Raw genomic sequence first — 22,656 nt, forward strand, 5'->3', positions numbered from 1 at the left:
GCTTATTCCTCCAGATTGAGCTTACGGCTAGCGATCTCGTCTTGGATGTATGCGATAAAGTCATCCACTTTGAATTTGCCGAGATCCTTACCTTTACGAGTACGTACTGCAATTTCGCCAGCTTCCATCTCTTGGTCGCCACAAACTAGTAGGTACGGTACACGCTTTAAAGTGTGTTCGCGGATTTTAAAGCCAATCTTCTCATTTCTCAAGTCCGCTTTAGCTCTAATTCCACTTTTTTGTAGTTTTTGAGCAACTTCTTGTGCGTAGTCAGCCTGTTTGTCAGTAATATTCATGATTACTGCCTGTTCTGGCGCCAACCAAGTTGGGAAGAAGCCCGCGTAGTCTTCGATAAGAATACCGATGAAACGCTCTAGAGAACCTAGAATTGCACGGTGAATCATCACTGGCACTAGGCGCTCATTGTTTTCACCTACGTAAGTTGCACCAAGGCGACCAGGTAGGTTGAAGTCTAGCTGAACTGTACCACATTGCCATGCACGGTCTAGACAGTCGTATAGTGTGAATTCGATCTTAGGACCGTAGAACGCACCCTCGCCTTCTTGAATCTCGTATGGAATTTCCATTGATTCTAGAGACTGTTTCAATGCTTCTTCAGATTGATCCCAGATTTCATCTGAACCTACACGCTTCTCTGGGCGAGTAGACAGTTTCACAACGATATTGTCAAAACCAAATGTTTGGTAAGTATCGTAAACCATCTTAATACAGCTGGTTACTTCCTCTTGGATTTGGCTCTCAGTACAGAAGATGTGAGCGTCATCCTGAGTAAAGCCGCGTACACGCATGATGCCGTGTAGTGCACCTGATGGTTCGTTACGGTGACAAGAACCAAACTCTGCCATACGTAGTGGTAGATCACGGTAAGATTTCAAACCTTGGTTGAAGATTTGCACGTGACCTGGGCAGTTCATTGGCTTGATCGCGTATTCACGGTTCTCAGAAGAAGTTGTGAACATCGCATCTGCGTATTTGTCCCAGTGACCTGAACGTTCCCAAAGAACGCGGTCCATCATTAGTGGGCCTTTTACTTCTTGGTAACCGTATTCGTTTAGCTTGTCGCGAACAAATACTTCTAGATCACGGAAAATAGACCAACCATTGTGGTGCCAGAACACCATACCTGGTGCTTCTTGCTGCATGTGGAATAGGTCTAGTTGCTTACCGATTTTACGGTGGTCACGCTTAGCCGCTTCTTCTAGGCGAGTAAGGTGCGCTTTAAGTGCTTTCTTATCGTGGAAAGCGGTACCGTAGATACGTTGCAGCATCTTGTTGTCGCTGTTACCACGCCAGTATGCGCCCGCAACATTCAGCAAAGTGAAGTGTTGACAGAAGCTCATGTTTGGCACGTGTGGACCACGACACATGTCGATGTATTCTTCGTGATGGTATAGGCCTGGACGATCGTCGCGAGATACGTTCTCATCCAAGATTTCCATCTTGTAAGTTTCGCCACGCGCTTCAAATGTGTCACGCGCTTCCTGCCAGCTAACTTTCTTTTTAACAACTTCGTACTTGGTTTTCGCCAGCTCTTTCATGCGCTTTTCGATCTTTTCTAGATCTTCTTGCGTTAGCGATTCTTCTAGGTCGATATCGTAGTAGAAACCATTGTCGATGGTTGGACCAATCGCCATTTTCGCATTTGGGTAAAGCTGTTTAATTGCGTGACCAAGAAGGTGAGCACAAGAGTGACGAACGATTTCTAGACCGTCGACTTCATCTTTAACCGTGATGATTTCAAGGCTTGCATCTTGTTCAATCAGATCACACGCATCAACGCGCTGACCATCAACACGACCCGCGATGGTTGCTTTTGCAAGACCTGGACCGATAGATTGAGCAACTTCTAAAGTAGATACTGGGTTGTCAAATTGACGCTGACTGCCGTCAGGAAGTGTAATAATAGGCATGTTTTATCCTTACAGTGGTGTTGCATACCAAGCAACACTTGCTGGTTCAATCGAATCTAATAGATGAAACGATGAGTAAATTTGGTTGTTTGATTCGTGGCCAGAGACAAATACGGATGCCCCTTTCTACGAACAAGCGCACATTGTAACGCAAGCAATTAAAATAACAATCAAAGTCACAAAAATAACTGTACTGAAAAGTAAGTATCTGATTTTGTCTTTTAACACGCCTCTTTAGATGCAAAAAAGCCGGCATCAATGCCGGCTTGTTCTCTCTTCTCTAACTGGATTACAGTTTAAAGAATGATAGTTGTGCTTTTTGCTTCTCAGCTAATAGTGACAACTCACTACTTGCTGCCGCACTTTGGCTGATACCAGCAACGTTTTGGTTAACCAACTCAGACATGTTAACCACATTGCGGTTGATGTCTTGTGTCACTTGAGACTGCTGCTCTGCCGCTGTCGCCACTTGTGTGTTGGCGTCATTAATTTGAGTCACTGCTTCAGTAATACCCATCAACGCATCGTTTGCATGACGTGCCAACTCGTTGTTGCGGTTTAGCATATCCAAACTGATTTGCATGCTGTCATTGGCTAAGCCAGATTGCTTTTGAAGCTCTTCAATAATGCCTTGAATTTCAACTGTTGATGCTTGAGTGCGCGCGGCAAGCATTCGAACTTCATCCGCAACGACCGCAAAACCACGGCCTGACTCACCCGCTCGCGCAGCTTCAATTGCGGCGTTAAGTGCTAGCAGGTTAGTTTGCTCAGAGATACCACTGATCACTTCAATCACATTGTTGATTTGCTCAGATTGCTCTTTCAGTTTTGAAACTACGCACGCAGCGTCAGTTAGGGCACGCCCCATTTGATCGCTTGCTTCATTGCTCTCATCAAAGGTCGAGATCGCTGAATGGGCAAGTTGCTCTGCATTGCGTGCTGTACCATCAGCCATTTGAGCGTTGTCACTCACGTTATCAGCCGTGCTTGCCAGTTCATTTACCGCAGAAGCAACTTGTTCAATTTCTGCCAACTCTTGCTGAGCGTTATTTTCTGCTTGGTTCATAACCGCAGCAAGCTCAGTCGATGCAGAAGCCACTTCTTCACTGATGCGTGTTAGATGATCAACAGTACTGTGCAGCTGCTCTACAGTTTTGTTTACGTCTTGGCTTAGCTGAGCCACTTCGTTTTTACCATCAGCATCAGCACGAGCAGAAAGATCGCCCTGCGCCACTTTACGCATAACTTGTTGAAGATTTTGCACTGGAGTAACAATCATACCAGACAGTATCCACGCAACTAACAACGACAGCGCAAGTACACTTAGGACTGTCCACATCGCAATACGCTGAACATTCGCCGCCGCAGCTTCGCTCTGTTCCATCGCCGTATTGGTCACTTGGTTAACTTTTTTCGACAAATCGTTGATTGACGAAACCATCACGTTACCCGTTTGACGGTAAGTAGAGATAAAGTTGTTGTACTCTTGCTGAGTGACTAGCCCCTGATCACGACGACCAAAAAAGCTCACCGCCTGCTCTGACTGACGTACATATTGATCAATCGCCTTCTCAACGCGCTGCACTTCTGCGTCAAATGAACCTTCCTGTTCCATTTCATTCAGTTCACGAGTGATCTCTCCCATGCTCTGCTTTAGCTCAGACAGGAAAGAGTCGCGGCGTGATGCATCATAAATCGCATATACCGCACTGATTCGTAACGGGTAAATACGATCATCAATTTTGGCTAGGGTATCTTTATAAAACACCAATGAGCGAGTGTTTTGTGATACAAGCTCTTGCTCTGACTGCAAATTATTTTTGGTGATCCACAGCGCGACAAACAGCGCAAAAGTGGTCAACAGTACCGGCACAAGTACTTGAGTGCGTATAGAAAGGTTTTTCAAAGAAAATTGCATGTATAGCCTCAGGTTTATAATTGTCTGTTCGCATCCATGCTTTGGGAATCTTCCCAATATTCATTCTGAGGCGGGAGTTTATTACAAATTATGACAACCTGTCCAGCAAACAAACCACTTATTAATTGACAAATAAATCAATATAACTTAACCGAACTATGAAGCCTGATCACATCAAAGTTATATAAGCGGTAAAATAGAATTTCCTTGATATCCCAAACCATCGGACATAAAAAAAGCCGACAGAGCAACGCTCTATCGGCTGGGTATTATCTTGAAGGCAAATATTACAACGTAAAGAACGAAAGTTGAGCTTTCTGTTTTTCTGCCAATTCAGAGAGTTCCGTACTCGCAGTCGCGCTTTGACTAATTCCCGAAACGTTCTGACTCACCAACTCAGACATATTGACGACATTACGGTTTATATCTTGCGTCACTTGTGACTGCTCTTCTGCTGCCGTCGCCACTTGAGTGTTAGCATCATTAATGCGGGTAACCGCTTCAGTAATACCAACTAGAGCATCATTAGCTTGCTTAGCCAACTCATTGTTCTTCTCTAGCATTTCAATACTCAAATGCATGCTGTCATTTGCTAACCCTGATTGCTTCTGCAACTCTTCAATAATCGCCTGAATCTCACCAGTTGATTCTTGTGTTCTCGCTGCTAGCATGCGCACTTCATCAGCCACCACAGCAAAACCACGACCGGATTCTCCGGCACGAGCAGCTTCAATCGCGGCGTTAAGCGCAAGCAAGTTAGTTTGCTCAGAGATACCACTGATGACTTCAATCACGTTGTTGATCTGCTCAGATTGCTCTTTCAACTTGTTGACAACCACCGCCGCATCTTGAAGCGCTAAACTCATCTGCTCACTGGCTACATTGCTTTCGTTGAACGTAGACAGCGCCGATTGAGCCAAATGGTCCGCTTCTCGAGCTGTGCTATCCGCTAACTGAGCATTATCACTCACATTGTTTGCCGTACTTGCCAACTCATTCACCGCTGACGCTACCTGCTCAATTTCTGCAAGTTCCTGATGTGAATTTTGCTCTGCTTGACCCATGACTGCCGCCAACTCAGTAGAAGCAGAGGCAACATCTTCACTAATGCGGATCAGATGGTCTGTTGTTGAGGCAAGTTGCTCAACGGTTTGATTCACATCTTTGCTCAACTTAGCAATTTCATTGTTGCCATCAGACTCGCAACGAACTCTAAGATCACCCTCAGAAACACGGTGCATCACTAGTTGGAGCTTTTGGATCGGTGCCACGATCATACCCGATAGAATCCAAGCGACGAACACAGACAGCGCTAACACAGCTAACACTGACCAGATTGCAATCGATTGGACTCGCTCAAGGTCTTGCGCTGACTCCACCATCACTTGATTGTTGATCTTGTTAACGCGTCCCGATAGGTCGTTGATGGCAGAAGCCAACTCATTCCCAACAACTCGGTAGTTACTAATAAAATCATTATATTCTTGTGACGTAACCAGCCCTTTGTCGCGCTGCGCAAAGAACTCGGTCGCTTGTTTAGAAACCGCCACGTACTGCTCAATCTTTTCTCGAACTTTCACGGCTTCAGAGCGGAAAGTACCACGAGCTTCAATGGTATCCAGAATGGATTCCACTTTTTGTAGACCTTGGGTCAGTTCTGCTAAGAATGTTTTGCGGCGTTCTGCATCGTAAATCGCATATACCGCACTGATACGCAATGGATAAACACTGTCATCAATATTGGCGAGTGAATCCTTGTAGAACATCAATGATTGCATATGATCTTCAATCAATGCCTGTTCTTTCCGTAAGCTATTTTGTGTCATTCCAAGCGCAATCAATAGAGCCACAATAGTAAAAACTACTGGAACAAGAACTTGAGTGCGGATGGAGATATTTTTCATAGAAAACTGCATATACAACCCCAAATTATACTTCATTATTTGTCGTTGTAAGAATTAGCCGACAAATAAACGCGCGAATACTATTGCATATCACCAGTTTAAGCCGTGATACCGGTCATAAATATCAGGGGAAATTTCGACTGCACAGTATTTAATTGAACTAACATCAACTGAAGGTGTTTTTATAGACAAAAAATAATACTGCCAAAGTGACCCTTGGCAGTATTATTGGGTTCATTTTAGAGACGAGTTAAAAGTCGTAGCGAACACCCAAGCGTAATGTGTCCTCGCCTTGAGTATTCACTCCTTGAGCATTGGCAACTTTGTCGAGATTATTTAAGTAGTAGGCAACGTAAGTACGAAAATGACCATTAAATTTGTAATAACCCACCAACTCTAAGCCATCTTTTTCGTCGTATTTCTCTCCACTACCCTGTTTATTTTCTTGAAAGGTATACATTGCAGCTAAAGATATTTGCTGATTAAACTTGTACTGAGCCGCAAACTCCATCGCCTCAAACTCTTTATCTGTATTTGATGCCGCTTTATCGTCTAAGTCACCTCGCGAATACGTGGCGGCAAGGTACAGATTTTCTATTGAGTAAGCTAGCCCAACTAATCCTTGAGACTCGCTACCGTTGCCTTGACCAAGATCGCCACCCGAGTATGCAAGCCCTAAGTCCAAGCCGAACGGCGTTGAATAAACACCTGCAATACTATAACCATCGTTGTCTTTGGCTTCTTCTGCTTGGTAAGTTGCTTGGAACTGCAGGGCGTCCATTTCCAATGCATAGGCAAACACGCTGTCTTGCTTATCACTTGATGAGTCAATTACCTGTTGAATACCCGAGAACTCGGTAATATCGGTAAAATCTGAAACAATCACAGATGCCATATCTTGACGACCGAACGATACCGCCTGCTGGCCAAAATCGACACCAGCGTACATATAGCGGTTTTCAAACTGATCGGTGCCTGTGTCTTGTTCTGCTTCGTATACGGCAAATGCTGTCATCGAATCATTAAGCTGAGATTGACCTTTGAGGTTAAGTCGGGCACGGGTGCTGTCATCCATACTGCCTTCAATTTCGGCCCCTTTTGAGGTGCCAATAAAGTCGCCACGAAACTCTACACGCCCTCCCACCTTCAACTCGGTACCTTCTGAGTCATATACTTTCGCTGCGAACACCGAACCTGAAGTTAAACTGGCTAAAACAGCCACTGCCACTGCTGCGTATTTCATTTTTCTTTCCCTAGTTAATTAATCGTGAGCTTGCTGCTCTGTGCTTTTGCACCCATTAAGCTAGAGAAGAAAAATGAAAACCAAATGGCATATTAATGACCTTTGCACTGCACAAATCTTAAATTAATTTGGCAACTTTATGACACGCTAACGCAGATCTTTTGGCGATGCCATCACCACCATCGTTGCGATCGAGTTGACAAACTCACACTCTCCTAAAACATCAGCGTGAAACTTTTTATAACTGATCAAGTCTTGTGTCTCGACACGCAACAGATATTCCGTCGCGCCAGTAATGCTATGACACTCAACCACTTCATCGACAAAACTAACATGTTCTTCAAAGGCAAGTTGAGCCTGCTTGCTATGATTAGATAAACCTATCGAGACATAAGCAATAAAGCCAATCCCCAACTCATTTGGATCTAGCTTGGCTTTATAACCTGTAATCACACCACGCTTCTCTAGCTCTTGGACACGCCGTAAAGTTGCAGAGGGTGACAGCCCTATCTTCTCAGCGAGGTCGACGTTAGCAATTCGTCCATCCAATTTGAGCGCTTGCAATATTCTTTCGTCAAACTTATCCATTCCGCCTCCAAATTGTGCAATTAGGTGATATGTACACAATAAAAACACAAAATTGAGCATCAATCTACGTAGACTAATTATTCACCTATTAAAACCTAGCAAGGAACACTCTATGCATTGGGAACATATTACGGCTTTGGCGCTGTTTGCCTTTGTCTCGACCTTTACCCCAGGCCCCAACAACTTAATGTTAATGACCTCAGGCGCGAATGTTGGCTTCAATCGTACCTTGCCCCACATGCTCGGTATTACTATCGGTTTTCCAGTTATGGTGGTATTGGTTGGCTTTGGTCTAGTCGAAGTTTTTGACCGCTATCCGCTGATACATCAACTCCTTAAGGTACTCAGTCTCAGTTACCTCTTTTACTTGGCTTACCAAATTGCTCGCAGCCAACCACCACAGAGCAATACTGACACTTACAAACCGCTCAGTTTTTTTCAAGCGGCATGCTTTCAGTGGGTGAACCCAAAAGGTTGGTCTATGGCGCTAACAGCTGTCACCGTCTACAACCCTAGTAACAGCTTGTTGGGGTTAGGGCTGATCGCCCTTATCTATGCGCTCGCGAATATCCCCTCAGGCTCTTTTTGGATTGTGGCTGGTAAGCAACTGCAATATTGGCTTACCAACGCCACCCGTGTGCGATGGTTTAACTATTCCATGGCAGTACTTTTGATTGCTTCTACCTTACCGATGCTCTAAGACTTGAATACCACTCACCTCCTTCAACGTAACAAATGTAAATAAGGTTAAAGATACTGTGTGGTTAGAGGATTGAGTGGTACTCTAAATGAGAAGAAGAATATTTATCGAGTACACCATGCAAACAATTAACGCCCAAACCGTCACTGTCATAAGCAATCAAACCGTGACGCCAAACATGCAACGCCTGACCCTAAAAGGGGATGTTTTAGCCAACTTTCCTGCCGATTGTGAAGGAGGCTACATTAAGCTGCTTTTCAATAAAGAGGGTGAAACCAATCTCTCAAGTATCGCAGAGGGCGAGCGCCCAGTTATGCGTACTTATACTATTCGCCGTTTTATCGCAGCGAATCAAGAAATTGAAGTCGATTTTGTCCGTCATATTACTCAAGATAAGCAATGCGGTTTTGCCTCTCGCTGGGCGATGAATGCGCAGGTTGGCGACACCATTGATATACGTGGTCCTGGATCGATTTCTAACCTAAACCACGATGCTGATTGGTTTGTACTCGCCGCGGATATGACCGCACTTCCAGCGCTATCGGTCAAAGTGAAACAGTTACCTAGCGATGCAAAAGGCTATGCTGTTATCCAAGTGGTAAGCCAAGAAGATATTCAGCCTTTAGAAGTACCACAAGGTATTGAAGTTCATTGGGTGACGGAAGAACTGTCACAAGCAGTACGTGCGTTGCCTTGGCTTGAAGGTCAAGCTTCAGCTTGGGTAGCCTGTGAATTTGACTCAATGCGCGGCTTACGCCAGTACCTTCGCAACGAAAAGCAGGTCGAACGCGACTTTATCTATATCAGCAGCTACTGGAAACAAGGCGTTGCCGAAGATGGACATAAAGTCATTAAACAGCAGGATGCTCAAGAAAACGATTGATTCGCTTAGCGTTTAGCGCTCTGCTATTTTTTAGCACCACCGCTATCAGAGAAGAGATGATGCCCTAGTGAATAAAAGGCATCATCTACATCCCCTACTCAGCCATTCTTTCAGCAAGAAAGTCGATTAACAGCCGCACCTTAGGTGACAAATTGCGATTCTGTGGGTAAAGCGCCCATATGCCCTCTCGTTCATCACGAAAATCTCTCAGCACCTCAACTAACTCGCCACTATCGAGCGCACTTTGAACGTAATAATCTGGCAATTGAATTAAGCCCAAACCCCGCTTTGCTGCATCTAGTAAAGCAAAACCAGAATTACATTGGATACGACCACTCACGCGAACCGATTTTTCACTGTTGTTCTGTCTAAAACGCCAATGCGCCATATTGCTCACTAAGCATTGATGATAGCCCAGTTCCGATAAGCTATGAGGCGCGCCATACTTGCGAATGTAATCCGGACTGGCACACACATAGAGTTGCCGCGAAGCCAACCTTTTTGCCACTAGCGTCGAGTCTCGCAAACGGCCTAAGCGAATAGCGACATCAAACCCCGCTTCAATCAGATCGACAGTTTGATTGGTTAAATCGAGCTCCAAATCAATCTGTGGGTAACTCAGTAAAAACTCATTCAGCAATGGGGCAACGTGCATTTCACCGTACGTAACGGGCGCTGTGAGTTTAATTTTGCCTTTGGGGGCAGCTTGAAGATCCGTTACCGCCAGTTCCGCTAACTCCAACCCTTCCACCAGCAGCTTACACTGTTCGAAGTAAACCATACCCGCTTCTGTCAACGTGACCTTGCGCGTCGTTCGATTGAGCAATTTAACCGCCAATCGTTCCTCCAACGCAGCCACTCGTCGGCTTACTTGTGCAACTGAGGTGTGGAGTTTTTTCGCTGCCCCCGTAAAGCTCGCACTTTCCGCCACCGCAACAAACTCACTCACGCCTTCCCAACTCGCCATAGTTAACACTCTCATTATTACATATACGTAAAAATCATTTACATAATAGCCGGATTATCATTTGAAATGAAATATTTAAAATAGTCACCATCTTGTTGAGACAGCAACACCACTCATCCTCAACTACCTTTAAATAGATTATCTGATGCTTGTTATTCACGACGAGCAACACTAGAAGGAAAACGCAATGGCGCTTGAAATTAAACCTGGTCAAACTCACATTAAATCAAAAGCTATGGTTGCTTGGGCAGCTGGCGAACCGTTAAAAATGGAAGAAGTTGACGTACAACTGCCTAAAGCCGGCGAAGTCTTAGTTCGCATCGTTGCAACGGGTGTATGTCACACTGACGCGTTCACCCTATCTGGCGACGATCCAGAAGGTATCTTCCCTTCAATTCTTGGTCACGAAGGTGGCGGTATCGTTGAAATGGTTGGCGAAGGCGTGACCAGCGTAGAAGTGGGTGACCACGTTATTCCTCTTTACACGGCTGAATGTGGCGAATGTAAGTTCTGTAAGTCAGGTAAAACTAACCTATGCCAAGCCGTTCGCGAAACGCAAGGTAAAGGTCTAATGCCTGATGGTACTAGCCGCTTCTCAATCAACGGCGAAACTATCTTCCACTACATGGGTTGTTCAACTTTCTCTGAGTACACAGTACTGCCAGAAATTTCACTGGCGAAAGTAAATAAAGAAGCGCCACTTGAAGAAGTTTGTCTATTAGGTTGTGGCGTAACCACAGGTATGGGCGCGGTACTAAACACCGCTAAAGTAGAAAAAGGCGACAACGTTGCGGTATTCGGCTTAGGCGGTATCGGTCTATCTGCCATCATTGGTGCTCGTATGGCTGGTGCAAACCGCATCATCGGTGTTGACATCAACGAGAGCAAATTTGAGCTAGCAAGACAGCTTGGCGCAACTGATTGCATCAACCCAATGAAATTCGATAAGCCAATCCAAGACGTGATCGTTGAGATGACAGATGGTGGTGTTGAATACTCATTTGAATGTATCGGCAACGTCAACGTGATGCGTCAAGCATTAGAGTGCTGCCACAAAGGCTGGGGTGAATCAGTGATCATCGGTGTTGCTGGTGCAGGCCAAGAGATCTCAACTCGTCCATTCCAACTGGTGACTGGTCGCGTATGGCGCGGTAGTGCATTTGGTGGTGTAAAAGGCCGCTCAGAGCTTCCAGAGATTGTTAACCGTTACATGGCTGGTGAATTCGGTCTACAAGAATTCATCACTCATACTATGGGTTTGCAAGACGTAAACGAAGCATTTGAACTGATGCATAAAGGTGAATCTATCCGCACTGTTTTACACATGGATAAATAATCCAGATACCGAGTTCAAACATTCAAGCTCTCTGGGTTTTGCCTAGAGAGCTTACTAGGGATACTAACGCGAGTCACTTTACCGAGAGATTATCCATGACCATCGAAAACCTCAGCCAAGCAAAAGTATTTGGTGGCTGGCATAAACAATACTCACACTATGCCCAAAGCCTTAACTCTAGTATGCGCTTCGCAATATTTTTGCCACCCAATGCGACGGCCAGCAATCCTGTGCCAGCCCTGTATTGGTTGTCAGGCTTAACCTGCACAGACGAAAACTTTATGCAGAAAGCGGGGGCATTTCGCGCAGCCGCCGAACTGGGAATCGCTATCATCGCTCCCGATACCAGCCCACGCGGTGACGATGTGGCTGATGATGAAAACTACGACTTGGGCAAAGGGGCTGGCTTTTATCTCAATGCGACACAAGCACCTTGGTCCAAACATTATCAAATGTATGACTACATTGTGGACGAACTACCAAAGGTGATTGAAGCTAACTTCCCTGTGTCTGAGGTTAAAGCCATCTCTGGTCATAGCATGGGCGGGCACGGTGCACTCACAATTGGTCTAAAAAATAGCGAGCGCTACCGTTCCATTTCAGCCTTCAGCCCAATCAGTAACCCAATGCAATGTCCATGGGGACAAAAAGCGTTTACGGCTTATTTAGGTACATCGATTGAAAGTTGGAAAGAATACGATGCCACTGAGCTACTTAAACTTGGTCGCACAAAACTGCCAATGTTGGTAGACCAAGGTGACGCAGACAGTTTCTTGCATGAACAACTAAAACCAGAATCACTTATCCATGCGGCGAGCTTGCATGGCAGTGAGCTGAATTTGCGAATGCAAGCTGGCTACGACCATAGCTACTACTTTATTTCGACCTTTATTGAAGAGCATTTACGTTTTCACGCCAAATATTTGTTCGCCGAATAAAATCGTTTCAAATTTCATAAGACCAAGCCCTTCTCACTGCCTAGAAGGGCTTTTTACTCCATCGACTTCGAGCACAGCTTTGCGCATCACGCCTGCTACGCTACACTAGCAGCAACTTTCGTTTGCTTGTTAAGAACAGCTCAACATGTCTAAATTAAAAATCGTATGCTTATCTCTTGTGGTTATCGCGGCGGCAGTTGCTGCATGGGTATTTATCCCAACCCACACCAGTTTAGGCCCTCAAATCGCTTCAATTCCTATTGGCAATGACTTAACACTCGTCGGTCATAAAATTGCTTCGACTGAAAAGAAACTCAATAAACTCAACCAATATTTCTTAATTGCCAATGGCAGCGAGATTGGTGATCAAGAACCGGTGCTAACGACTTCAGATCAGTTTCTTCGCGTAGAATCGGTCAAAGACAATACATTCAAACTCAACGTTAAAGGTCGCATTGAGCAGTATCGCAATGATATTTGGGTAGAAAAGTCTGACGGAACGGTTCACCACTGGTTGATTAGCTTAGACTCAAGCTACGTTCGCTAAACGCCACCAGCACAGTTAAAACACCACCTTGTTTAGACAAGGTGGTATTCCTCGTCTAAACAGGTAAAATCTCGGCTCTTAATTACGCTGATAGAAGTTTTACCATGCACCAACCAGAACAACTGTTCACTCGTTTCCATGCCGATATCACAGGTATTGAGCTGCCAAGCGCGTTCACTTTTCCATTTTACTATCAGCCTCACCCGCTTTGCATCATTGCCGCAAACGAGTTACAGCAACATATTGAGAACCAATCAGATTGGCAGCATAACTTTGGTAACGAAAATAACCCAACAGGTACTGGCAAAATGTTTGGCGTATTGTTGGTTCGTTCACCACAAGGCGAACTCGGTTACTTGAGTGCATTTTCTGGTAAAATCGCTGAGCAAAACTTGCTGCCAAACTTTGTACCACCGGTATTTGATATGCTGGCAAAAGAGTGTTTTTTCCGCACAGAACTAGCCGAAATTACGCAACTAAATAATCAAGTAAAACAGCTTTCAGCGAACCCGAGGTTCGCAGAGTTAAACGCCTCACTTGCCCAACATCAAAACGACTATCAGCAGCAAGAGCAGCAACAACGCCAAGCGATGATTGATGGACGTGCAGAACGCAAAAAGCTGCGCCAACAAGCGGAAGAAACTCTGCATGATGAAGCACTAAAAGAAGCGATTGATGCACTGGCCAAACAAAGTGTGGCAGAGAAAAACGTCCTTAAATATCTCAAGCTAGAGTGGGACGCTAAAATCGCCGAGATCCAAAGTGAGCTCAAGCACCTCAACCACGAGATTGACCTGACCAAACAGCAGCGCAAACATCTCTCCAATGCCCTGCAAAATAAACTGTTTGAGCAATATCGTTTCCTCAACGCCAATGGTGAACAGAAATCACTCAAAGCCATTTTTGCCGAAACGACAACCCCCACCCCACCAGCGGGGGCGGGAGAGTGTGCCGCGCCAAAACTGCTTCACTACGCATATAAATATGGTTTTACACCGGTAGCGATGGCTGAATTTTGGTGGGGCGCATCACCGAAATCAGAAGTTAGACAGCACAAAAAGTTTTACCCTTCATGCCACGGCAAATGTAACCCAATTCTTGGCCACATGCTCCAAGGGCTAAAGGTTGATCCTAATCCATTGGAAGAAAACTGGGGCAAAGACAAAGAGCTCACAATCGTCTATCAAGATGACGCCATCGTGGTCGTCAACAAGCCTGCGGGTCTTCTCTCTGTACCGGGAAAAACCATTAAAGATTCCGCTTACACTCGAGTTCAAACGCTGTTTCCTGATGTTGAAGGTCCTTTTGTACTCCACCGTCTTGATATGGCAACGTCCGGTTTATTAGTGTTTGCACTAACCCGCAGAGCCAACAAAAGCTTGCAAAAACAATTTATTACACGTGGCGTAGAGAAGCGCTACCTCGCCATGGTTGAAGGTGTGGTGGAACAGAGCCGCGGTGACATTGATTTACCTATGCGCGGCGATCCCGATGATCGTCCTCGCCAGCTCGTTTGCTTTGAACATGGTAAACCTGCAACCACCCACTGGGAGCTGGTCGAAGTCACCAATGGGCGTAGCAAACTCTTGATGTATCCCAAGACTGGACGTACCCATCAACTGCGTGTTCACTGCGCTCACTATCAAGGGCTAAATATGCCGATGGTGGGTGATGGTTTATACGGTGAAAAAGACTCCCGTTTACACCTACATGCAGAACAGCTTTCGTTTGAGCACCCATACACAAAACAGCGTATGACGTTTGTCGCAGAGTGCGATTTTTAACTCGTCAGACTTTTCCTACAATCATAGCTGAAATCGCCTGATTTTATTGAAGAAAAGGTGATTTCACGCTGTTTGTTAAGTTTCATATCCACATATGTTAAACGTATAATGTACGGGCTCTGGAGGAAAGAGAATGAGTCACGCTGCATTAAAACAAATTCAAGCTATGATGTCCCAACTACCTTTAACTCAAGGTGTTGAGGGCGTTGAGCAAACCATAAAAAAAATCAATCAAGTTTGCCAACAGCACCAGTATGATCTGCCAACGTTATACCATCTCATTCTTGAGGGCGTAAAAGGAAACCGCAACGACAATCGTCGCCATTCCATTATCGTCTTTGAAGAAGCCTTGACACTTTGCAGTGATGAGGACATGACGCAACGTTTGCAAATCAAAACCTTATTGGGCTCAATTTACGCAGACTACGAAGATTTTCATAAAGCGTATGAGTTATATCGTGACGTACTGGAGAACGCCTACCGTCTTGATGCGAACTACCTGTCGCTAGCGTACACCAATATTAGCGATTTTTATCTGTGTCTAGCGCAATATCAACAGGCCTATCAAATTGCCTCTTATGGCGCCCAACAAGGTGAGAGAATTGGTCACCACTCTAATCAAGCCATTTGCTTACTCAATATGGGGTACGCACTTGGCTACCAAAAAGGGATGCATGAGCAAGCGATTTTACACTGTAAACAAGCCTTAGAAATCGGTGCGAATAACAATGCCCTGCGTTGCGAAGCCATCGCTCATGGCTATATTGCCCAGATAATGGCCCGTCATCATCAAAGTTACACTACAGATGAAATTCACCACCATTTTGCTCAAGCAGATAAGCTGTTTACTCACCTATATGATGTGCATAACCAAACTGAGTGCCAAGTTCACCAAATCGCTTATATGACTGAGGTTGGCGAGCATAAAGCAGCGTTGCCGTTAGCGCTAAACTTATACCAAACGATCCGCGCTGAGGAGAATTATGGCTTTTTCGCTCTGCTGTGTGATTGCTTATGCCAGTTACTCGCATCTCATGATGATGTCCAGTTATTAAGTGACGTTCAAGCTCGCTATATTCAAGCCGCACGCAAGCAAATAGATAAGCTGCAAAACAAAGAGTTTGATAGCTTGCTCAATCAAATCGAGAAGGTCACACAAGATCACGAACGGTTGGTATTGGATAAAATGCAGCAACACATTGGCGCGGTCACCGAGGTTGGACAATCTATCGCAACATCAGAGGATATCGCCAACACCTTACCGCTGATCTACGAGAAAATCTGTTCGATTTTTCCAACCAACGAGTTTGGTATTGCTCTTTATCATGAAGAGCAAGATACGCTTGAATATTGCTACTTCTATGATCGCAATGGCCCAGTTGAAAACTCAATCGTCAACTGCAAGACTCAATATTCCGTTGGCAGTTACGTGGTCAAAAACCGTCGTACGGTTCATCTCAACCGAATCAATGATGAAGTGCTCAGCGTCTTTGTCCCTCAAGACGAACGCTTTAAAGAGTGCGCACATTTTCGTAATGACACGCCAGTGGAGTCACTTATCCTCACACCTATTGTCATGCAAAACAAGGTTTTAGGAGTCCTTTCAATTCAGCACTCACTAGCCGATCAGTACTTACAATATCACTGTAATCTGTTCGAGCAATTAGCGAGTTTTATTGCCGTTGCACTCGAGAACCATATCCAGCGCAATCGACTCGCAGACGCCTATCAAAAGCTTGAATTGATATCAAAAACTGACCCACTCACAGGGCTCTATAACCGCTACCAACTGGATGATATTGCACCGCAATTAGTGACCAAGGCTATCAAGACCAATACTCACCTTGCTGCTGCCGTAATCGACGTTGATTACTACAAAGGCTACAACGATTACCACGGGCACCATCAGGGGGATGTCGCCCTTGAACTCATTGCTGGAGAAATGAAACGAGTCTTTAGTCGAGAGAGTGACTATCTTTTCCGCTATGGTGGCGATGAGTTTTTATTACTCAGTTGCGATTCTTCAAGCAATGAACTGGCTGAAAGGCTAAGCAACTTGCAACAAGCTATTGCCAACCTAGCGCTTGCCAACCCCTTATCACAGTGCAGTGAGGCGATTACTCTCTCGATTGGTGCGGCGGACCTGTCCAATATCGAGTATGTCGACAGCGGTTTCGCCACCCTGTTTAACTTGGCAGACCAAGAGCTGTATAAAGTGAAAAAAGCGGGGCGCAATAGAATCAGTATGACCTCACATCAATTTGCTTAAAGCGTCGCTTATTCGCGCTTAAATCAACATCGGTGCTAGCTACATTTAGCTAGCACCTCAAACTACTTTTGCTCTATCGCTCGAATAACACGGCACGGATTCCCCGCTGCCACCACATTATCTGGAATATCTCGGGTCACAACGCTACCTGCCCCAATCACACTGTTGTGACCAATAGTTACGCCTGGACAAACAATCACACCGCCCCCCAACCATACATTGTCACCAATGGTTATCGGTTTTCCAAACTCGACTCCCTCTTCAACCCGTCCTTTGACGTCGAGAGGGTGTCCTGCAGTATAAAGCTGTACATTGGGCGCAAATAAGACGTTGTCACCAATCTTCACCTCAGCAATATCAAGTACCACGCAATTAAAGTTAGCGTAAAAGTTCTTGCCTGTTTTGATATTAGTGCCGTAATCACAACGAAAAGGCGGCTCAAGAAAAGCATCCTCCCCATTGGGCAGCAAGTTTTGGATTGCTTCTCGCCATTGTTCAGAGTCTGGGATGCTACTGTTGAGTTGCTGCAACACTTTACGGCAGGCAATACGAGCATTATACAGCTCCTCATCCCAAGGATTATATGGCTCACCTGCTAACATTTTATCGCGCTCTGTTTTCATTCTTATCTCGTTGGTCATTGACGCTAAAAGGGTATTGATATTGACACTGTATTATCTCGCCGTGCATTGAGTTTGGTCATTCCACGCAGAATCAGCAACATAATGGCGGCAATTAATAACCTTATTAATAAAGTGGACATTTTGCTTGTCGGGACTAACACTTAATACAAACAAAGGAGGTAGGTATGCATGAATTTAAAAATATTCTGTTCGTCAGCCAAGGTCTGCCTGAAACGGGTGATTCTTTACAACAAGCGATGACACTCGCTCAACGTAATAACGCTTCACTGAAAGGGCTCATTGTCTGCCCCAAACTACCGGCAAATATGAGTCAATATCAGGATACCTATCAACAATCTCTGATCAACAACCTGAACCAGCAAATCAATCAAATCGGTCAATCGAGCGATCTCACGCAGACATCGCCCCTCACCGTTGATATTTCAAGTGGTGATAAGCCTATTGTTGATGTCATTCAGTACGTTGAGCAGCACAACCGAGATTTGCTGATCAAAAACGCCGAGCCTCTTGGTGAGGGGTCTGAAGGATTTAAAGCGCTGGATATGAAATTGCTGCGTAAATGTCCTTGCCCTGTTTGGTTAAATCGCACCACAACCATACCTCATCAACATAAATGTGTTGCCGTTGCCATCGATCCTATCATTACCTGTGATGAAGAAGAGCAATTGGCTCTGCGGCTGCTAACATTGGCGAGAAATATCGCCGACAGCTGCAACAGCCGATTACATATCATCTCTTGCTGGGAGTACAAGTTAGAGAGCTATTTAAGGCACAATCCTTGGATCCAGGTTGATGATCAACAGCTCAACGCCGATATTGCCGCGTTACGTGACCATCACCGTCAACAGCTGGATCGCCTAGTGGCTGATTCAGGGATCGCAGGTGAAATGATTGTCCATCATATCAATGGACGAGCCGATGACGAAATTCCTCGATGCGCCACGACACTGGCGATTGATATCTTGGTCATGGGGACGATTGCCCGGACGGGCATTGAAGGTTTAGTGATGGGCAATACCGCCGAGAACATTTTGCAATCGCTCAGCTGTTCGTTAGTCGCATTAAAACCGACAGGGTTTGTTTCACCTATTCGTTAAGTGGTTTTCTCGGTTAAAGTGGAATTTTCCTACAACTAAATGGCTGAATATTTGGAAAAATCCGGCTTGGCTAACTCACGGTTCGAAAACTAAAACCGTTAAAATAGCGACAAATAAACTGGACAAAATAGTCTAGCGCTTCACTAATCCAACTCAGTTGATAAAACACGTTTGGCTAACGTAAAGAGTGTATGGAGAAAGATATCGTTAATGAAAGCAAGTTTTAAGTGTTTCAAATGCATGGAACGCCATTCTTGTCAGATCTATCTAAAGGAACTAAAGAACATCCAAGTGATCGATCAATCGGAGTTAGATCACTTGTTGGGAAAAACGAACAACGTTATGGCTACTGTAAAATCGGAGTAGTTCTTTGTACCACGCTGTTTAAAGAGCCGTTCTGGCTCTTTTTTCTTTTCATCTGCCTACGACTTGCTATCAAACGCAATAAAATTCGCATCCCTGCGATGAAAAACGTAAAATGCGCGCCTATTTTTGCTGAGTAAGAGATAAGACGTGACACGCGATCAATTTGAGTTATTAGCACCAGGCGGAGATTTAGACTCGATAAAAGCCGCTATCGCAGCAGGGGCTGATGCCATTTACTGTGGTTTGGATCGATTTAACGCCCGTAACCGTGCCACCAACCTGACGTTAGATAACTTAAATGGTGTTCTATCGCTTGCTCATCAGCATAACTGTAAGATTTTTCTAACTCTAAATGTATTGATTCTTGAGAGTGAAATCCCTGCCATTATCAGACTATTAAGCCAATTAAGTACCACCAGCATTGATGGCGTAATCGTACAAGACCTCGGCTTGGCTTATATTCTTAAACACCATTTCCCTCATTTAGATGTTCACGCATCCACTCAGCTTAATACCCATAATGAGGGGCAAATTCAGTTCTTAAATCAACTGACCGCAAGTCGAGTCAACCTCTCCCGCGAGCTGAACATCAATGAAATAAAGCATCTAGCACACTTTGGTCAGCAGCATAACGTGCAGATGGAAGTGTTCGTCCATGGCTCTTACTGCATTGGTTTTTCGGGTATCTGCTACATTAGTTCCGCACGCAATGGCGCATCGGGTAACCGAGGGCGTTGCAGTCAACCGTGCCGAGAGCAATACGAGACGACCAAAACGGGGAACCAGTACCCGCTCAATATGAAAGACAACTCCGCATTTGGCGATTTACAAGCGCTTGCGGATGCTGGGGTCTATTCACTAAAAGTTGAAGGGCGCATTAAAAAATCCCATTACGTTTACACTGTGGTGGATAACTGGCGTAAGCAAATTGATCGCTTGTGTGATGGTGAAGAGTTATCTCAAGATACCACTGAGCTCTACACAGTATTTAACCGTGATTTCTCTAATGCTTTCTTGCAGGGCGATTATGGTAAGTCGATGTATATCGACAACCCACGAGACCATGCTGTCAAACACTTCTCTACCATCTATCAATGTCAGAGCGTTGAAGATGTACAACAAATCAAGAAGAAACTCTACGACGACAAGACTGCGATTATTGAAAATGTTGCGCAGAAAACACAAGCCTTTGATATCAGTGGCACACAGGACAAAAGCAGTAGTTTAAAAGGGGCGATAGATGTACCGCACCTTGCCCCGCTTCCTCAGTCACCTGAACGTGAAGGTGTTGCAAAACTCGCCGTTCTTGTCTCTTCAACCGATGATTGCGAGCTTGCAGTGCAAGAGCATTTTGACGTCTACTTCCAAATGCCAATGGGGCTGGCTGATCAATGGCAAAGCCTTGTTGTGCTGTTTACTCAATATCCTAATCTCAAGCCTTGGTTCCCTGCGATTTTAATCGATGCTGACTTTCAAGCAGCACGCGAGTTCTTAGAACAGATCAAGCCTAAGTGCTTGATTACCAATAACTCAGGGGTCGGTTTTATTGCTAAGCAACTCGGACTAAACTGGATTGCGGGGCCACAGATGAACACGACCAACTCTTACGCCTTCAAATGTCTGCAGGAAGAGTTTGCTGCCAGCGGCGCATTTATCTCTAATGAGTTAAATATGAAGCAGATGCGTCATATCAAACGCCCTCACGGCATGCGCAGCTTTTATAGTGTTTACCATCCGAATACCTTGTTAACCAGTCGTCAATGTTTGTTCCAGCAAACAGAAGGCTGTAAAAAAATCAAAGTCAACAAAGGCTGCTTGAAACGCTGCAACAAACGTACTTCAATCATCAATCTAAAAGACAACCCATATGTCATTCAAAAACAGCGTGGTAGCCACAACTCTATTTACAGCGAACACAATGTGCTGAACACCGATATTCTTAGTGATCTGCCGATGCTATTGACCGATATACTGATTGATCTACGAGATATCCAAACAGAAACTCAAGTGTCACTGAGCAAAACTGAAATCATTGCTATGTTTATTGCCCTACTTGAATCACCCAACCCGATGCAAAAAGCGCAAATTCATCAGATGATTCAACCAACTGCTAACGCCCAATACCAAAAAGGTTTGTAGCCAGTTTTGTCCGCCATCGGTCGGTTTGACCGATGGCAGAACTTGCCCAAGGCTTACCTGCTGATTAACAGAGACAGCGCAAAATATATCCTTGCAGTATCACAAAATCCGTATTTCGTCATATCACCGTAACCCATAACTGATTATCTTAGTAACGGGGCAATTGGCCTCATATTATTAAGGATATTTTATGTTGATTTGGTCGATAACCGGTTTGATTATCTTTTTAGCTATCCAACTTCTCTCTCCATCGAAAACATTGACTACCAAACGCATCCTTTGCGCATGTCTTTCTTGTGCACTTGGACCCCTTATGCTGATTGCCGCTATCGGCGCTCACGTCAACGCAAACTGCTGGGTAAAACGCTCCGCATCCGCATAACAATTCTTAGCCCCAATGACCTGCCGGTCTTTGATATCTGTGGTGGGTCATTGAGTGTTGAACACTAAGATTAGGCGACACCTGATTTTTCTAGTCGCACGCGATTGGCAATGTCTATTAAGATACTGCGCAGCCAAACATTCGCGGGATCATTGGTTAGGTTCTTATGCCAAATCAGATAGTTTTGCACTTTCTTGTATTCAAACGGCGGCTTAAACACCTTAAGATTCAACTTATCTTTGAACTGCATTGCCATAGACACAGGCACTGTTGCGATGCAATCCATCTGACTGGTAATCATCAAATTACTAAACAAAGAGCGGCTGTGAAACGCGATCTTACGTTTAGACAAATCAATTTTGGTGAACTGCTCTAAGCTGTATAGATCATTACGCTTACGCTCTAACACCGCGTGTTCTTCACTTAAGAATTGCTCTAAAGACAAAGTATCTTGCGTCAGCCTCGGGTGACCTTGTCGACAAATCACCACAAACTCCGTTTCCAGCAATAACTGGCTAGCAATACTCGGTTTAGAAGGCGGCACAATATCTATCATGACGTCATACTGCTGTTGAACTAGCATGTCGTAAAGATGGCTATCATCATCCGGCTGATCGTACACCTCTAAGCTATTACCACCCGCCAGACAGGAGAACTTATCGAGTAAGAACCACTGCAAGTGTTCTGGTGCCGTGGTGATAAATCGTCGTGAACTTTGCTTAGGGTCAAAGCGAGAGAAGGATTGGAATACGCTAATCAATTGATGCACAGAGCCTTGCACTTGGTTGTATAAATCAAGCGCATAACTGGTTGGCACCACACCTCGACCTTTGCGAATAAACAGCTCTTGTCCTACGTCCTGCTTTAGGCGTCCCAACATGGTACTGATCGTCGATTGGTTCGTATCCAAAGATTTAGCCGCTTTACTTAAACTGCCGTGTTCAATCACAGCAACTAGCGCCACCAGTAAATTCAAGTTCGCGATATCGTTGTTCATCTCACCTTACCAACCCATCGTAA

At 44.9% G+C, this 22,656-nt stretch carries 17 protein-coding genes; 9 read left to right on the forward strand and 8 right to left on the reverse strand.

Annotation, left to right across the window (positions count from 1 at the left end; translation table 11 throughout):
• Positions 1–2: 2 nt before the first annotated feature.
• From thrS to GZK95_RS20635, 5 genes are all read right to left on the reverse strand, one after another.
• Entirely contained in the window at positions 3–1,931 is a 1,929-nt protein-coding gene (gene thrS / locus GZK95_RS20615; protein WP_075713071.1) for a threonine--tRNA ligase, read from the reverse strand.
• A 289-nt stretch (positions 1,932–2,220) separates the two neighbouring features.
• On the reverse strand, positions 2,221–3,849 hold the full coding sequence (locus GZK95_RS20620) for a methyl-accepting chemotaxis protein (RefSeq protein ID WP_075713073.1): 1,629 nt from the start codon (positions 3,847–3,849) through the stop codon (positions 2,221–2,223).
• A gap of 287 nt (positions 3,850–4,136) precedes the next feature.
• A complete protein-coding gene (locus GZK95_RS20625; protein WP_075713075.1) occupies positions 4,137–5,765 on the reverse strand; it encodes a methyl-accepting chemotaxis protein in 1,629 nt (542 codons plus the stop codon).
• A gap of 238 nt (positions 5,766–6,003) precedes the next feature.
• Positions 6,004–6,996: a porin gene (locus tag GZK95_RS20630; RefSeq protein WP_075713077.1), complete on the reverse strand. Its 993-nt coding sequence runs from the start codon at positions 6,994–6,996 to the stop codon at positions 6,004–6,006.
• A 147-nt stretch (positions 6,997–7,143) separates the two neighbouring features.
• Positions 7,144–7,584: an Lrp/AsnC family transcriptional regulator gene (locus tag GZK95_RS20635; protein ID WP_075713079.1), complete on the reverse strand. Its 441-nt coding sequence runs from the start codon at positions 7,582–7,584 to the stop codon at positions 7,144–7,146.
• 112 nt (positions 7,585–7,696) lie between these two features.
• Here GZK95_RS20635 and GZK95_RS20640 point away from each other — a divergent pair, with 112 nt between their 5' ends.
• A complete protein-coding gene (locus GZK95_RS20640) occupies positions 7,697–8,284 on the forward strand; it encodes a LysE family translocator (RefSeq protein WP_075713081.1) in 588 nt (195 codons plus the stop codon).
• Between the two features lie 118 nt (positions 8,285–8,402).
• On the forward strand, positions 8,403–9,167 hold the full coding sequence (locus GZK95_RS20645; RefSeq protein ID WP_075713083.1) for a siderophore-interacting protein: 765 nt from the start codon (positions 8,403–8,405) through the stop codon (positions 9,165–9,167).
• 94 nt (positions 9,168–9,261) lie between these two features.
• On the opposite strand, the gene GZK95_RS20650 is transcribed toward GZK95_RS20645, so the two are convergent.
• Positions 9,262–10,134 (reverse strand): LysR substrate-binding domain-containing protein, encoded by an 873-nt coding sequence (locus GZK95_RS20650; protein ID WP_075713085.1) that lies wholly within the window; start codon positions 10,132–10,134, stop codon positions 9,262–9,264.
• Positions 10,135–10,321: 187 nt separating this feature from the next.
• On the opposite strand from GZK95_RS20650, the gene GZK95_RS20655 reads away from it, so the two are divergent.
• The 5 genes from GZK95_RS20655 (at position 10,322) to GZK95_RS20675 (ending at position 17,008) form a co-directional block, all read left to right on the forward strand.
• A complete protein-coding gene (locus GZK95_RS20655; RefSeq protein ID WP_075715296.1) occupies positions 10,322–11,470 on the forward strand; it encodes an S-(hydroxymethyl)glutathione dehydrogenase/class III alcohol dehydrogenase in 1,149 nt (382 codons plus the stop codon).
• 95 nt (positions 11,471–11,565) lie between these two features.
• Positions 11,566–12,408 carry an S-formylglutathione hydrolase gene (fghA, locus tag GZK95_RS20660; protein ID WP_075705436.1) on the forward strand — a complete coding sequence of 281 codons (843 nt, stop codon included), beginning with the start codon at positions 11,566–11,568 and terminating at the stop codon, positions 12,406–12,408.
• A gap of 145 nt (positions 12,409–12,553) precedes the next feature.
• Complete coding sequence (locus GZK95_RS20665) at positions 12,554–12,955, forward strand: hypothetical protein (RefSeq protein WP_075705438.1); 402 nt, start codon at positions 12,554–12,556, stop codon at positions 12,953–12,955.
• A 104-nt stretch (positions 12,956–13,059) separates the two neighbouring features.
• Complete coding sequence (locus GZK95_RS20670; protein ID WP_075715295.1) at positions 13,060–14,739, forward strand: RluA family pseudouridine synthase; 1,680 nt, start codon at positions 13,060–13,062, stop codon at positions 14,737–14,739.
• Between the two features lie 133 nt (positions 14,740–14,872).
• Positions 14,873–17,008, forward strand: a complete 2,136-nt coding sequence (locus tag GZK95_RS20675; RefSeq protein WP_075715294.1) for a sensor domain-containing diguanylate cyclase — start codon at positions 14,873–14,875, stop codon at positions 17,006–17,008.
• Between the two features lie 62 nt (positions 17,009–17,070).
• Here GZK95_RS20675 and GZK95_RS20680 read toward each other — a convergent pair whose 3' ends face one another.
• The gene (locus GZK95_RS20680; RefSeq protein WP_075715293.1) at positions 17,071–17,631 is read right to left on the reverse strand and encodes a sugar O-acetyltransferase; all 561 of its coding nucleotides are present in this window, start codon (positions 17,629–17,631) and stop codon (positions 17,071–17,073) included.
• Positions 17,632–17,816: 185 nt separating this feature from the next.
• Here GZK95_RS20680 and GZK95_RS20685 point away from each other — a divergent pair, with 185 nt between their 5' ends.
• Together GZK95_RS20685 and GZK95_RS20690 are read left to right on the forward strand one after the other, a co-directional pair.
• Entirely contained in the window at positions 17,817–18,749 is a 933-nt protein-coding gene (locus GZK95_RS20685) for a universal stress protein (protein WP_075715292.1), read from the forward strand.
• A 513-nt stretch (positions 18,750–19,262) separates the two neighbouring features.
• Positions 19,263–21,254: a U32 family peptidase gene (locus GZK95_RS20690; RefSeq protein ID WP_075715291.1), complete on the forward strand. Its 1,992-nt coding sequence runs from the start codon at positions 19,263–19,265 to the stop codon at positions 21,252–21,254.
• Between the two features lie 452 nt (positions 21,255–21,706).
• Here GZK95_RS20690 and GZK95_RS20695 read toward each other — a convergent pair whose 3' ends face one another.
• Entirely contained in the window at positions 21,707–22,633 is a 927-nt protein-coding gene (locus GZK95_RS20695; RefSeq protein ID WP_075705452.1) for a LysR family transcriptional regulator, read from the reverse strand.
• Between the last annotated feature and the right edge of the window lie 23 nt (positions 22,634–22,656).

Source organism: Vibrio panuliri (assembly GCF_009938205.1).
Classification (GTDB): domain Bacteria; phylum Pseudomonadota; class Gammaproteobacteria; order Enterobacterales; family Vibrionaceae; genus Vibrio; species Vibrio panuliri.

Bases quoted from the DNA above. Each gene is read 5' to 3' on its own strand.
- thrS (WP_075713071.1), bottom strand. From the start codon at position 1,931: ATGCCTATTATTACACTTCCTGACGGCAGTCAGCGTCAATTTGACAAC.
- GZK95_RS20620 (WP_075713073.1), bottom strand. From the start codon at position 3,849: ATGCAATTTTCTTTGAAAAACCTTTCTATACGCACTCAAGTACTTGTG.
- GZK95_RS20625 (WP_075713075.1), bottom strand. From the start codon at position 5,765: ATGCAGTTTTCTATGAAAAATATCTCCATCCGCACTCAAGTTCTTGTT.
- GZK95_RS20630 (WP_075713077.1), bottom strand. From the start codon at position 6,996: ATGAAATACGCAGCAGTGGCAGTGGCTGTTTTAGCCAGTTTAACTTCA.
- GZK95_RS20635 (WP_075713079.1), bottom strand. From the start codon at position 7,584: ATGGATAAGTTTGACGAAAGAATATTGCAAGCGCTCAAATTGGATGGA.
- GZK95_RS20640 (WP_075713081.1), top strand. From the start codon at position 7,697: ATGCATTGGGAACATATTACGGCTTTGGCGCTGTTTGCCTTTGTCTCG.
- GZK95_RS20645 (WP_075713083.1), top strand. From the start codon at position 8,403: ATGCAAACAATTAACGCCCAAACCGTCACTGTCATAAGCAATCAAACC.
- GZK95_RS20650 (WP_075713085.1), bottom strand. From the start codon at position 10,134: ATGGCGAGTTGGGAAGGCGTGAGTGAGTTTGTTGCGGTGGCGGAAAGT.
- GZK95_RS20655 (WP_075715296.1), top strand. From the start codon at position 10,322: ATGGCGCTTGAAATTAAACCTGGTCAAACTCACATTAAATCAAAAGCT.
- fghA (WP_075705436.1), top strand. From the start codon at position 11,566: ATGACCATCGAAAACCTCAGCCAAGCAAAAGTATTTGGTGGCTGGCAT.
- GZK95_RS20665 (WP_075705438.1), top strand. From the start codon at position 12,554: ATGTCTAAATTAAAAATCGTATGCTTATCTCTTGTGGTTATCGCGGCG.
- GZK95_RS20670 (WP_075715295.1), top strand. From the start codon at position 13,060: ATGCACCAACCAGAACAACTGTTCACTCGTTTCCATGCCGATATCACA.
- GZK95_RS20675 (WP_075715294.1), top strand. From the start codon at position 14,873: ATGAGTCACGCTGCATTAAAACAAATTCAAGCTATGATGTCCCAACTA.
- GZK95_RS20680 (WP_075715293.1), bottom strand. From the start codon at position 17,631: ATGAAAACAGAGCGCGATAAAATGTTAGCAGGTGAGCCATATAATCCT.
- GZK95_RS20685 (WP_075715292.1), top strand. From the start codon at position 17,817: ATGCATGAATTTAAAAATATTCTGTTCGTCAGCCAAGGTCTGCCTGAA.
- GZK95_RS20695 (WP_075705452.1), bottom strand. From the start codon at position 22,633: ATGAACAACGATATCGCGAACTTGAATTTACTGGTGGCGCTAGTTGCT.